Genomic DNA, 13,873 nt, shown 5'->3' on the forward strand with positions numbered 1-13,873 from the left:
TAGTGCCGAGATCCCAAGTGCGCGGTGCTGAGATGTAAAGCGGTGCCGGTAGAGCGCGGACATGGGGATGCGGAACCTGATTTGTTCACTCTGCCCAAATCAGCCCGGGCATGGAGTAGTGCAGTCGAGCATGGCTCGGCTCTACAGAAAGCAGAACGGCGCCGGAATCATCCGGCGCCGCTCTTTGAACTACATCACCACTTGTACGACATGCTCAGGTTTGCAGTGGCTTCGCGGTACCCATGGTCACCGCGCATCACACCAAACCCACCCCAGGCACTCAGCCCCGAGCGGAAGTCCACACGCGCACCGGCATTCAACTCGTAACGGTTGCGCGGCACGCTGGCCTTCAGCGCTTCATCGTCAAACGCCATGCCGTTGCTGGCACCATCGCGATACCAGTTGGCCACCACATACGGGCTGATCGATGCGCCAGCCGCCGAATGCCCCTCGCCCTGCAGGCGCAGGCCCATGCGGCCAGACAGTCCACTGTCGCCCAGGCTGCGCACCACGGTGCCGTTGGTTTCCTCGTGGCGGTCGGTGTTGGCGTCGGTATAGACCAGCTGCAGTTCCGGCTGCAGGCTCAGCGCGGTGCTGCCGATCTGGCCGATGCCAAAGCGATAACCGGCTTCCAGCGACGATTGCCAGATGTCCGAGTCGTAGCGTTCCTCGGCCAGGCCTTCGCCCTGCACGCGGTTGCGGAACTGACCGCGCTGCACGCTGGCATCCACATACAGTGCATCGTTGCTCCAGTTGCCGTACACGCCCAGCGCGCCACCGTTGACCTTGCCGCGTGCGCTGTAGCCGGTCAGCTGCGAACGCGAGGTGGCATCGGACTTGGCCAACGTACCCATCACGCCGACGCGGCCCTGGCCGTTGTCGAACACGCCGACATCCGCACCCAGCTGCAGGCGCGAGCGGTCCACGCGCAGGTCCAGCTGGTCTTCCACCGCCGACAGCTTGCTCTGCGTGGCATCCACACGGGCCCAGCCACGCACGCCATCAACGGCGGCGGTGCTGCCGCCCTGGCGGTCGCGCCAGCCGTGGCGCAGCAGCTGGTCCATGGCGAACTGGTTGGCCAGGTAAGCACCGGCCTCCGGACGCAGCACCGGGATGGGGTCGATCGGATCGACCGGGTCCACCGGATCAATTGGCGTGCACTCCGGCAACGTGGGATCCACCACGCACGGGTCCGGCGCGCCGGCCAGTTCCGAGCGCAGGTACCAGCCGCCGTTGGTCGCGTCCTTGAACAGGAAGTACTCGTACTGCCCGCCCACCGCGCGGCCCTGCAGGTCGAACTGCGCATTGGACGCACCGCCCACGCGGATCAACTCGATGCCCTTGTCGGTCTTGGCGCCTGCGCCGCCTGCATTGAGTACGCGCACGTTGGCCTGGCCGTTGGCATCGCCCTTGATAATCAGCTTGTCGGTGGCCGAGCTGTCGTCGCCCAGCTGGGTGTTGAACAGCAGGCTGCCACCAGCGCCGTCGAAGGTGTCCACGGTGAGGGTGTTGAACGTGCTGCCATTGCCCAGCGCCACGGTGCCAGTGTTGCCCAGCGCCAGGTGGCCGACGTTGCTGTCGCCGGTCATCAGCCAGGTGCTGTCGCTGTCGATGCTGGCGGAGGTGACGTTGATGAAGCGACCGTCGATCTGGGCCTTGTTGCGCAGGAAGACGTCCAGCCTGCCTTCGACACTGGCGGGGTCGAAATTGACGTTGCCGGCCAGACGCGCATCGTCGACGGTAAAGGAGACATCGGCCCGGACCTTGGCCGAACCGAATTCGTGGTGCACGTTCAGAAGGTTGCCGTCGCCGCCGATCAGCTGTGCGCCGTTGGCCACGGTGATGTCGTACTGCGCTCTGGTACTCGATGGCCTCACCCAGATGGCGGCGTAACGCCCGGATTGCACCAGTGAATCGTCAACGCGAACCGCAATGGGCTTCAATACGGTGGGATAGGCTGCGAGCAGTACGCCAGCGTTTTCGGCTTGGATTCTCGAGCCGTTGCGGATATCCGCCTGGCCCTGCATCAGGCGCACCCCATGACCATTGTTGAGAATGCTCGCGGAGGGGTCCAGGGATGCTTCCACAACGATCCGCGTATTGTCGAGGGTGACGCGTCCATCGTCCGAGGCAAAACCGAACGCATTTGACACATCCACGCCCCAGCTTCCCATATCGCCTGGTTGAATGGCCGTGCCCCTCAGTACAAAGATATAGCTGTTGCTGATCGTAGCGCTGGCATGCTCTCGGATCGTTATGGCGGTATTGGTATTGAACACACTGTTGTTGGCCGTCAGGGTGGCGGTGCCGTCCAGATTGACACGCCCAAATCCTTTGCCGGTCAGATCCCGGTTGACTGTCGCCCCATTCATCACCACGGCGGAATCCGTGGCAGTAATATCGAAGCTCGTTGCGCCATCGCGCAAGGTCAGCGTGGAGCCGTTCTTCAACGTCCAGGCTTCGGCAGGATCGGTGCCGGTCACCTCTGCCTGCTGGTTGTCCAGATCGCCGCCAAAGGCGACAGCCATCGGTGCGCTGGCCAAGGCCAGCAGCAGGCCACGCGTCAGCGGTCGCAGCGACGGAGTACGGTCGGGTGAATTGCGCATGGTGAGTCCTCGAATTGAAAGCGGATGGGACTGCGCACTGCGATGACTTGGAACCCCTGTTCAGGTAGATCGCGTATACGCCAACGTTGTGTGAAGACGGAGTGATCCGGGCTGTTTGCGACAGTGCGTGTCTGGAACGGAGCCCAGTGTTCCAGCCACGCCCAAGCAATCCCATGCAATTTGTTGCAAAGCTCGCTTGACCTCCGGCTTGCAGCTGGGAGCGGTTCAGGCACGTTCCAGGCAGCTGCGACCAACCGTCGCACCTGTGGCGGAACGCAACGAATTCGATGGTTCCGGGGGTGTGGTCTTCCGAGCATATCCGGCACTTTTCCCGGAGCCTCGCCATGCACTTTCCGCTTCCCCGCCGCTGTACCCTCGCCCTGGCGCTGGCCACCGTACTTTCCACAACAGCGCCGGTACTGGCGCAGCAGGTGGTTGCCGACGGCGACGAGCAGACGCCCGCTGCCGGTGACTACAGCACCACCGAGCCGGTGGACGCGGGCAGTACCGCGGGTTACGCCTTCCATGCGCTCAACGGCGGCAGCATTCTTCCCGCCGGTGAGGTCAATCTGCGCACGGAAGGCAATGGTGCGGCCGCGGCGAGGGCACAGGGTGCGGGTAGTCTGATCCGTATGGACGGGGGCACCATCACCACGCTGGGCAGCAGTGCTGCGGGTGTATCGGTGGTGGACGGCGGTCGGGTCGAACTGAGCGGCACCCAGGTCGAAACCCTGGGTCGGTCGTCGGTGGGCATCGCGGTGTCCCGGGCCAGCGTATCCGCAACCGGAGTTGGCATTGTCACGCATGGTGACGGCAGCCACGGCGTGCAGGTGAGCAATGGCGACCTTGCGCTGCGCGACAGCCATCTGCAGATCAACGGCGATGCCAATGGCATCCATATGCAGGGCAGCACCCTGATGGCCGAGAACGTAAGCATCGAACAGAACGGCGCGGGCCATGCGCTGTGGATTGCCATGGGCTCGGAGGCCGTGCTGCGCAACGTCCAGATCGGCGCCAGCGGCGCGGGTGCCAATGGTGCGCTGGTGGCAATGGGCAGCAAGGCGGTGTTCGAAGATCTGCGGATTGATCTGGGCCATGCGCGGTCCGGTAGCGGGTTGGATGTGGGCGGTGATGTCGAAGTTCATGGCGGCGCCATCCACACGCGCGGTGAGTACGCCAGCGCAATCAGTTTCGCCACGGGTGGCGGCGGCACACTGCTGCTGGACCGTGTTGATCTGTCCGGACATTTCGGTATCAACATGACCGAGGGGTCTGAACTGACGCTGCGCAACAGTCAGCTGGTCAGCGAGAGCATTGGCATCGACGTCAACCAGCGTGATGGCAAGGCCAACGTGCAGGGATCGGTCGTCACCGCGCGCAATGGCATCGGTGTGCAGCTGATGAATGAAGGCAAGCTCGATATCGAGGACTCGCAAATCACCGCTGAGGGCGACCGTTGGCAGGCAGTTGCGTTGTATGGGGGGACGACGCGGATCGTCTCCAGTCAGCTACGCACTCAGGGCCTCAATGGGCATGGGCTCTATGTGGAGGGCGGGCCTGGCCAACGGCCATTGGCCGAGGTCACCGGCAGCACCATTCTGACCGAAGGCGATGGCGCCATTGGTGCCATCGCGCGCTTGGGCGGTACCGTGCATCTGTCCGACAGCGTGGTACGCACCACCGGCATCAACTCGCACGGTGTACTGTCTGGTGGCACCGGTGAAATGACGCTGGCCAACACCCATGTGCGCACCGAAGGCGAGGGCGCGTGGGCGGCGGTGATCAACGACAACGGGCGGATGAGCATCGACGGTGGCTCGCTGGTGAGCGCCCAGCATGGCGGTGTGTGGTTGCGTAGCAGCCGCGATGCGGGCCTGACACTGTCCAATGGTGCGTTGGTATCGGGCGGCAACGGCATCGCTCTGGCACTGGATGCCGCAGTGGCCGGACGCTTCGATGTTGCACTGGACGGTCGTTCGCAGATGGTGGGCGACATCGTCATCACGCCGGAGGACGAGGATGCGGGCCTGGTGCCGCTGTCCGACGTGCATGTGCGCCTGGCGGATGGATCGCTCTGGCAGGGTTCGTCTGAACTGGTGCAGACGTTGGCGATCGAAAGTGGCAGTCAGTGGACACTGACTGGGGATGCCACGGTGGGCGAACTGAGCGTACTGAACAGTGGCGTGGCATTGTCCGACGGCAGTAGCCGATTCAACACCCTCACCGTGGATGGCGACCTGCACAGCGAAGGCGCGACGTTCCTGTTCCAGGGCGCGTTGGGCGGCGATGACAGCGCCTTTGATCGCCTGCATGTGCGTGGCGATACCTCGGGTGATGCAAGCATTGCGGTGAAGAACATGGGGGGTGTTGGCGCTCAGACGACTGACGGCATCCAGCTGATCGAAGTGGACGGTGTGTCGCTGGCGACCTATGCGCTGGCCGGCCGCGCCGTGGGCGGCTCCTATGAGTACTTCCTGTTCAAGGGGGGCGTGACTGATCCCACCGATGGCAACTGGTATCTGCGTTCGCAATGGTTCGATGTCTGCAAGGACAATCCGGCTGCGCCGGGATGCGCAGTCGATCCGGGTCCGGATCCGATCGACCCGACGGACCCCATCGATCCGGTTGACCCCGTGGATCCGGTAGACCCGGTGCCGGTGCTGCGTCCCGAAGCCGGGGCGTACCTGGCCAACCAGTCTGCGGCCATCAACATGTTTTCCCATCGTCTGGACGACCGCATTGGTGCCGTCTCGCTGGATGGAGGGCGCGCCTCGTGGGCTCGCGTGGGCCGGCAGCAGGCGGACTTCGGCGCGGTTGGTGGTCAGCTGACGATCGATGGCAATACGTCGGTGCTGCAGATCGGCAGTGACCTGCTTCGCCGAGGCAATGCCGCCTTCGGCGTGATGTTGGGCACGGGGCGTGCTGACAGCAGCGCAGTGTCCGACCTGACCGGCTACAGCTCCAAGGGTCGGGTGCGGGGCAGCGCAGTGGGCGTGTACGGTACCTGGTTGCAGGCGGCTGACGGCACGCAGGGAGCGTACATGGATGCGAACCTGCAGTACGGCCGCTTCGACAACCGTGTGCAGGGCATCGGCCTGGAGCCGGAGCACTACGATTCGCGCATGGCCAGTGCGTCGATGGAGACCGGCTACACCTTCAATGTGTGGCAGGGCACCGCCAGCGCACTGTATGTGCAGCCGCAGCTGCAGCTGAGCCATGTCGATTTCCGCGCCGATCGCCACGTGGAGAGCAATGGCACGGTGATCGACCAGGCCGATGCCGGTGGCCTGAGTGGGCGTCTGGGCATGCGTGTGTTTGGCCATGGCACTGCAGCCGGCAACACTGTGCAGCCGTACCTGGGCGCGAACTGGCTGCGTGGCAGCGGTACCAGCACGTTGCAGTTCAACGGTGACACGCTGGGCGCGGATGTTCCGCGCAACCGCTACGAAGTGCAGGCCGGTGCCGAGCTGAAGCTGGGCCAGCGCTGGAACGCTTGGGGCGGCCTGAGCATGCAGCGCGGTGACCACGGTTACCGCAACGTGGGCGGCCAAGTGGGCCTGCGCATGGCCTGGTAAGCAGTGCCGGTGGGGTCGGAGCCCATTGCTTGGCAGTGGGATCCGATCCCAACTGTTGAGAGGGGCGACGCCTGCCGTTGTCAGCGTCACTCTTTGGGCTCGCATATCCAAATACTCGGACAGCGCCCCACTGGATAGTGAATTCAAACCTCTGGGATCCGAAAACATGCGCGACTCCCGGATTTCGCGAGGTAATGGATCACTTCGTCAAGCTTCAATGTTCCCGTGCAGCACTGGTGCGCTAAAGAAGTGTCTCTTTCACGAAAATTAATGTCGCATGTGCGACGCAATGTCGCATTCAACATTGCAACTAATTGAATGGTATGGGCGCAACGCGACATCCACCATGCCGGTCTCGACAAAAGAAGGCCTTAAACATGCGATCCCACCAGATTCACTACTCGGCGTTGGCTCTTGCCCTTGCCGCCGCGCTTGTTGCTGCAATTCCTGCCCGCGCACACGCACAGCAGGTCATCGCCGACGGTGATGAACAAACCCCTGCAGCGGGCGATTACAGCGCAACTGGAGTGGGCAATCATGCCTTCCATGCGCTCAACGGCGGCAGCATCATGCCGCTGGGTGCGGTCAACGTGAGCGCCAGCGGCGATGGCGCATCCGCCGCCCGTGCCGAAGGTGCCGGCAGCCGTATCGAACTGAACGGCTCGACCTTGGTCACCACCGGCTTTGGTGCCACCACGGCGCTGGCGACGACGGGAGGTGAACTGCATCTGACGGCGACCGACGTCATCAACAAGGGCACCGGCATGGGCGTTGTGGCGCATACCGGCAGCCAGGCCACGCTGCAGGATGTAAACATCCGCATGGAGGGTGTGTCGTCGGTCGGCCTTGCCGGTGGCGGTGACATCACCATGACCGGTGGCTCGATCTCGGCGATGGGGCTGGGTAGCCGCGCGGTGTCGGCCACCGGTGCGAACATGGTGTTGTCCGATGTGGCGATCGAAGGTGAATCGGGTATCTGGCTGCAGGACAACAACCAGCTTGAACTTGCAGGAAGCACGGTGAGTGCCAAGGGCATCGCGCTGGACATCAATGGTCGCGGCAACGCGGTCACCGTGGCCGACTCCACACTGCACAGTACCGGCAACGGGGTTGGAACCGTGGTCATGTTTGCCGATTCGACACTGGCGATGTCACGCAGTGCGATCATCAGCGAGGGAGATCGTGCGGTCGGCATCGATGTGCGAGCCGGCACCGCGGATCTGGAACGCGTGGATGTGACCACATCCGGCGAGAGCAGTCATGGGCTGTATGCCGACTTCACCGCCTTCGGCGCGAGGGCGACCATCAACGCACGCGCTGCCCAGGTCCACACCTCTGGTAGCGGTGCGATTGGCGCGGTGGCGCGCCAGGGCGGCAACCTCCACCTGCAGGACAGTGTCATCCTCACGGAAGGACAGCAGGCGCACGGCGTACTGACCGGTGGCGGCGGTGGGATGACATTGACCAACACGCACGTCCGCACCGAAGGCGAAGGCGCGTGGGCCGCGGTGATCAACGACAGCGGCAGTCTGGGCATCGACGGTGGTTCGCTGGCAAGCGCGCAGCATGGCGGCGTGTGGGTGCGCAGCAGCCGTGATGCAGGGCTGACCCTGGCCAACGGTGCATACGTATCGGGTGGCAACGGCATTGCCATCGCGCTGGATGCAGCAGTGGCCGGGCGTTTCGACGTGGTGTTGGATGGTCACTCGCAGATGGTCGGCGACATCGTCATCACGCCCGAGGACGAGGACGCCGGCCTGGTGCCGCAGTCCGATGTGCACGTGCGCCTGGCGGACGGATCGCTGTGGCAGGGGTCTTCCGATCTGGTGCAGACGATGGCGATTGAACGCGGCAGCCAGTGGACGCTGACCAGCGACGCCACAGTGGGTGAACTGCAGGTGCTCAACAGTGGCGTGGCGTTGTCCGACGGCAGTGGTCGATTCAACACGCTCACCGTGGACGGTGATCTGCACAGCGAAGGTGCGACGTTCCTGTTCCAGGGGGCGCTGGACGGTGACGACAGCGCCTTTGATCGCCTGCATGTGCGTGGCGATACCTCGGGTGATGCCAGTATTGCGGTGAGGAACATCGGGGGTGCCGGCGCTCAGACGACCGACGGCATCCAGCTGATCGAGGTGGACGGCGCATCGCTGGCGACCTATGCGCTGGCCGGGCGTGCGGTGGGTGGTTCCCATGAGTATTTCCTGTTCCAGGGCGGGCTTGCCGATCCTTCCGACGGCAACTGGTACCTGCGCTCGCAGTGGTTCGATGTCTGCAAGGACGATCCGGGTGCGCCGGGCTGCGCGGTCGATCCTGGCCCGGGGCCGGGGCCTGACCCGGGTGAAGGCGGTGAAGAAGGCGAGGGTGGCGGCGGCGACCCGGTCATTCCGCCGCCGGTGCTGCGCCCGGAGGCAGGTGCCTACCTTGCCAATCAGTCGGCCGCCATCAACATGTTTGCCCATCGCCTGAACGACCGTATTGGCGCGGCGTCGCTACAGGACGGTCCCACTGCATGGGCGCGCGTGGGCCGCCAACAGGCGGATTTCAGCGCGGTCGGCGGTCAGCTGTCGGTGGATGGCAATACGTCGGTACTGCAGATTGGCAGCGACGTGCTGCGTCGGGGAAACGCGGCCTTTGGCGTGATGCTGGGCAGCGGTCGTGCCGACAGCACGGTAGTGTCAGGGCTGACCGGCTACAGCGCCAAGGGTCGCGTGCGCGGTAACGCGGCAGGGGTGTACGGCACCTGGATGCAGGATGCCGATGGCACGCAGGGTGCCTACATCGATGCAAACCTGCAGTACGGCCGTTTCGACAACCGGGTGCAGGGCATCGGCCTGGAGCCGGAGCACTATGATTCGCGCGTGGCCAGTGCGTCGCTGGAGACCGGCTACACCTTCAATGTGTGGCAGGGCGCCGCCAGTGCGCTGTATGTGCAGCCGCAGATGCAGCTGACGTATGCAGACTACCGCGCGGATCGTCACGTGGAGACCAATGGCACGGTTATCGACCATGCCGAGGCCGGTGGTCTGAGCGGGCGTTTGGGCGCGCGCGTGTTCGGCCATGGCACCGCAGCCGGCAACATCGTGCAGCCGTACCTGGGCGTCAACTGGCTGCGCGGCAGCGGTACCAGCACGTTGCAGTTCAACGGTGACACGCTGGGCGCGGATGTTCCGCGCAACCGCTACGAAGTGCAGGCCGGTGCCGAGCTGAAGCTGGGCCAGCGCTGGAACGCATGGGGTGGCCTGAGCCTGCAGCGCGGCGACCATGCTTACCGCAACGTGGGCGGCCAGGTGGGCCTGCGCATGGCCTGGTAAGCGGGCGTGCAGCGGGGGTCGGATCCCATTGCCACGGCAATGGGCTCTGACCCCTGGCTGCTGCTGTAGAGCCGAGCCTACGCTCGGCTCATCGCGATCAGAACGAAGAGCAGCCGAGCATGGCTCGGCTCTGCAACTGCGGCGAGCAGGGACCGGACCTGAACCATGTTCACGTCTGTCGCGATTGTCCATTGAATGACTGCGCGAACGGTGGCGATGCTGCCGCCCTGTCTTCTGCCGGTTGCCTGCATGTCCCCTCCCGAACGTTCCCACAACGCCGCCATCGATGGCCTGCGTGCACTCGCGGTGCTGGCCGTCGTCGTCTTCCACGCCAAAGCCACGTGGCTGCCCGGCGGCTTCACCGGCGTTGACCTGTTCTTCGTGGTGTCTGGCTTCGTGATCAGCCAGTCGCTGGCATCGCGTGCAGGTGTGCCACTGGGCGCGCTGCTGCTCGATTTCTACCGGCGCCGCGTGCTGCGCCTGTTGCCGGCGCTGCTGGTGATGCTGATGGCCACCTTCGTGCTGTCGGCGCTGTTCATTCCCCGCGCCTGGCGCAACGAGCAGTTCGACCAGACCGGCTGGGCGGCGCTGGTGGGTTTCAGCAACGTGGTACTGGCCGGCCAGCAGGATGACTACTTCTCGCCCGGCGCGGAACTCAATCCGTTCCTGCATACCTGGACACTGGGCGTGGAGGAGCAGTTCTACCTGGTGTTCCCGCTGCTGTTCTTCGTCTGGTTGCGCGGCCGCGGCCGCGACCGCTGGCCGTGGTCGCGTGTGCTGTTGCCGGTGGCCGCCTTGCTGTCGCTGGCATGGGCGGGCTGGCAGGCGCAGACGGCCCCGGCGGCGGCGTTCTACCTGCTGCCATCGCGGTTCTGGGAACTGGCGGCCGGTGCACTGTTGTACCAGTGGATGAGCACGCGCAGTCCCGGCAAGCGCGGGGATGCGCTCGCACTGCCCGGCCTGGCGCTGCTGCTGGCGGGCGTACTTGTCGCGCCGCAACTGGCGATGCCGGTGCCGGGTGTGCTGGCCACGGTGGTCGGTACCCTGCTGCTGTTGGCGGCGGTAGCCGGGCATGGCCAATCGCGGGTCGGCCGCGCCCTGGGCTGGGCACCGCTGTCGTACCTGGGGCGCCTGTCGTATTCGCTGTACCTGTGGCATTGGCCACTGCTGGTGCTGCTTCGCTGGACCTACGGGCTGCAGGGCGCTGCGCTGTGGCTGTATCCGGTGCTGCTGCTGGCCGTGTCGGCCGCGTCCTACCATTGCGTGGAACGTCCGCTGGGCAGCGCGCTGCCGCTGTTGCGGCTGGCGCCGGCGAAGGTGCTGGCAATGGCGCTGCCGGTGGTGGCGCTGTGCGGCGCCGGTGCCTGGGCGACGGTGGAGTACCACGAGCAGATCTCGCTCAGCGTCACTCGCGATGGCTATGAATGGCAGGCGCGCCGCTACCCGGCGTGGCGACCGCTGGAACCGGTGGGCGCACCCGCGCTTGAAGGGCGACGCCTGTTTGTTGTGGGCGACTCGCATGCGGCGGCCTACCGCACGATGACCAGCATGGTCGCGCGACAGACCGGGATGGAGATCCGACAGGAGGATCGCGGCGGCTGCAGCTTCGTCAATCTGCTGCGGGCCAGCCCGGCCGACTGCCAGGACTTCATCGAGGACAGCCTGTCGGCCATCGAACGCGACGCGCGCCCGGGTGACATCGTGTTGCTGGCGGCGCTGCGCATGCCGGAGCTGCGAGGGTTCGACTGGCAGCAACAGGACGCACAGCAGATTTATCGGCAGTTGCTGGCCGATCGCACGCCCGCGCATGCGCAGGCGGCACATGATGAAGCCGAGCGTGTGCTGGGCCGCCTGCAGCGGTTGGGCGTGCACGTGGTCATCGATGCACCGCTGCCGCTGTTCAAGGCGGGGGCCTATCGCTGCTCGGACTGGTTCAACCGAAGCAATCCGGCGTGCGCCGGTGGCCTGAGCATGTCGCGCGCGGATCTGCAGCGGTTGCGTGCGCCGCAGATGGCACTGCTGGCCGAACTGGCCGCGCGCTATCCGTCATTGGCCGTGTGGGATCCGCTGCCGCTGTTGTGCGGGCCGGATACCTGCTCGGCGGTGCAGGACGGTGAACCGCTGTTCTTCGACAACGATCACCTGAGCGGCCATGGCAACCGCGTGCTGTTGCCCAGCTTCCGGCAGTTGCTGATTGATCTTGCCGGCGACGGCGCTACCGGCGCACTTCCACCGTCGTGATTCCCTCGTGATTCCCTATGCCGGCGGCAGCACCTTGCCCGGGTTGAGGATGCCATCCGGATCCAGCGCGGCCTTGATCGCGCGCATCGCCATCAGCGTTTCCGCGGTGAACGCCTTCGCCATGAAATCACGCTTGGCCAGGCCGATGCCGTGTTCGCCCGACAGCGTGCCACCCAGCGCCAGCGTCAGCTCGAAGATCTTCGGCAGCGCCGCGTGCGCGCGTGCGTTTTCGTCGGCATCGTCCGGGTGGTAGAGGATGTTGACGTGCAGGTTGCCGTTGCCGGCATGACCGAAGGTGACGATGGTCAGCGTGTACTCGTGCGCTAGTGCCTGCACGCCGGCCACCAGATCGGGGATGCGCGATACCGGTACCACCACGTCTTCGTTGATCTTGCCCGGGGCGACGCTGCGCAGCGCGGGTGACAGCGCTTTGCGCGCCGCCCACAGCTGGTCGCGCGCGCGGCCTTCCATCGCCACGTCCAGTTCGATCATGCCGTCGCCTTCGGCGGCGTTGGCCAGTGCCTGCAGCAGGTAGGGCAGGGTGTCGTGGTCACCATCGGCCTCGACCAGCAGCATCGCGCCAGCGTCGGGTACGTCGGCACCGTTGAGGCGCAACAGCTCCAGGCTGCGTGCGTCCATGAATTCCAAGCGCGTGGGAACGACCGGCTGCGACATCAGCCGCGACACGGCAGCGGCGGCGGCATCGGCATCGCGGTACAGCACGCGCAGGCCAGCCTGGCTGACCGGCAACGGGGTCAGCTTCAGCGTGGCTTCCACGATCAGCGCCAGCGTGCCTTCGCTGCCGACCAGAAGATGAGTCAGGTCGTAGCCGGTGGCGTCCTTGGTGTAGGCGCCACCGCAGCGGATCACGTCACCGGCACCGGTCACCGCCACCAGGCCCAGCACGTTGTCGCGGCTGGTGCCGTACTTCACCGCGCGCGGGCCGCCTGCGTTGCAGGCCAGGTTGCCGCCGATGCTGCAGATCTCGGCGCTGGAGGGGTCCGGTGCCCAGAACAGGCCGTGCGGTGCCAGTGCCTGCTGCAGCGTTCCGTTGAGTACGCCCGGCTGCACCACCGCGCAGCGGTCACCGGCGCGGATCTCGATGATGCGGTCCATGCGGGTAAACGACAGCACGATGCTGCCGGGCAACGGCACCGCAGCGCCGGTGGTGCCGGTGCCCGCACCGCGCGCGACCAGGGCCACGCCATGCGCGCGGCAGGCACGCACCAGCGCCTGCACCTGTTCGATGTCGGCCGGCAGTGCCACCGCAGCCGGGCGCTGGTGGCGCCACGAGTTGTCCTGCGCGTTCGCCTCCAGTGCGCCGTCATCCATGCGCCAGCCGTCGCTGCCCAGCAGGGCGGACAGTTCGGCAACCAGGGCGGTGGGAAGGGCAGTACTCATGACGGATCTCGTAGGGCAGCGGGGGCGGGGTGAATCAGTTTCCAGGCGATGACAGCGCCGGCCAGCGGCAGCCACACCCAGCGCAGTTCCGACAGCAGGGTGGCCAGGCCGCGCGCGCTGAAGAACTGCGGCGCGAACGGCGACACGCGGATCGGCCGCCAGGGTGCGAAGAAGCGGTGTTCGCTCCAGGGCCAGGCCAGCGCGACGCCAAGGCCGCCGGAGGTCAACGCATCCAGCAATGGATGGCTGGCGGCGCAGACGAACACGAATGCCGCCGCTTGTACGGTAGATGCCAAGGTTGGCTTTGCCGTGGTAGGTGCCAACCTTGGTTGGCACAGCACCGCCAACCAAGGTTGGCGACTACCGGAGCTGAGCGGCGCCGACCCAGGTCGGCGGCTACCAAAGAACGCCAACACCGCCGCCAACGCCGCCAGCACGCAGGCGAACAGCAACGAGTGGCTGGCCCCGCGATGGCCGAACGCATCGGCGTAGGGAATGTGCAGGGCAAAAGCGAGTACATCGGCGTCGGGCAGCATCGCCGCGATTACGCCGGCGGCCAGCAGACGCGGAGAAATACGGCCGCGATCAGCAGCGCACCACAGCGCCAGCGGCACGGCGGCATGGGTGATGATGGAAGGCATCAGTCACGCACCGTGGTAGTGCCGGCCAGGCTGCGCGCTGGTAGGTGCCAACCTTGGTTGGCACAGAAGCGCCGACCAAGGTCGGCCTCTACCAG

Annotated in this window: 6 protein-coding genes; 3 read left to right on the top strand and 3 right to left on the bottom strand. The window is 65.6% G+C overall.

Annotated elements, in window-relative coordinates; genetic code table 11:
• Positions 1–194 precede the first annotated feature (194 nt).
• Positions 195–2,606 (bottom strand): autotransporter family protein, encoded by a 2,412-nt coding sequence (locus GOC52_RS02935; protein ID WP_191850645.1) that lies wholly within the window; start codon positions 2,604–2,606, stop codon positions 195–197.
• Between the two features lie 344 nt (positions 2,607–2,950).
• On the opposite strand from GOC52_RS02935, the gene GOC52_RS02940 reads away from it, so the two are divergent.
• The 3 genes from GOC52_RS02940 to GOC52_RS02950 all read left to right on the top strand — a co-directional run bounded on the left by GOC52_RS02940 (position 2,951) and on the right by GOC52_RS02950 (position 11,736).
• Complete coding sequence (locus tag GOC52_RS02940; protein WP_191850646.1) at positions 2,951–6,181, top strand: autotransporter family protein; 3,231 nt, start codon at positions 2,951–2,953, stop codon at positions 6,179–6,181.
• A gap of 377 nt (positions 6,182–6,558) precedes the next feature.
• On the top strand, positions 6,559–9,495 hold the full coding sequence (locus GOC52_RS02945; RefSeq protein ID WP_191850648.1) for an autotransporter family protein: 2,937 nt from the start codon (positions 6,559–6,561) through the stop codon (positions 9,493–9,495).
• Between the two features lie 195 nt (positions 9,496–9,690).
• Positions 9,691–11,736 (top strand): SGNH hydrolase domain-containing protein, encoded by a 2,046-nt coding sequence (locus GOC52_RS02950; RefSeq protein ID WP_191850650.1) that lies wholly within the window; start codon positions 9,691–9,693, stop codon positions 11,734–11,736.
• Positions 11,737–11,751: 15 nt separating this feature from the next.
• On the opposite strand, the gene GOC52_RS02955 is transcribed toward GOC52_RS02950, so the two are convergent.
• Both GOC52_RS02955 and GOC52_RS02960 read right to left on the bottom strand, forming a co-directional pair.
• On the bottom strand, positions 11,752–13,137 hold the full coding sequence (locus GOC52_RS02955) for an FAD-binding oxidoreductase (RefSeq protein ID WP_191850652.1): 1,386 nt from the start codon (positions 13,135–13,137) through the stop codon (positions 11,752–11,754).
• Positions 13,134–13,778, bottom strand: coding sequence for a metal-dependent hydrolase (locus tag GOC52_RS02960; RefSeq protein ID WP_191850654.1), 645 nt, complete (start codon positions 13,776–13,778; stop codon positions 13,134–13,136). Before GOC52_RS02960 ends, GOC52_RS02955 begins: the two co-directional genes overlap by 4 nt.
• Positions 13,779–13,873: the final 95 nt, after the last annotated feature.

It is taken from the genome of Stenotrophomonas sp. SXG-1 (assembly GCF_014083965.1).
GTDB lineage: Bacteria > Pseudomonadota > Gammaproteobacteria > Xanthomonadales > Xanthomonadaceae > Stenotrophomonas > Stenotrophomonas geniculata.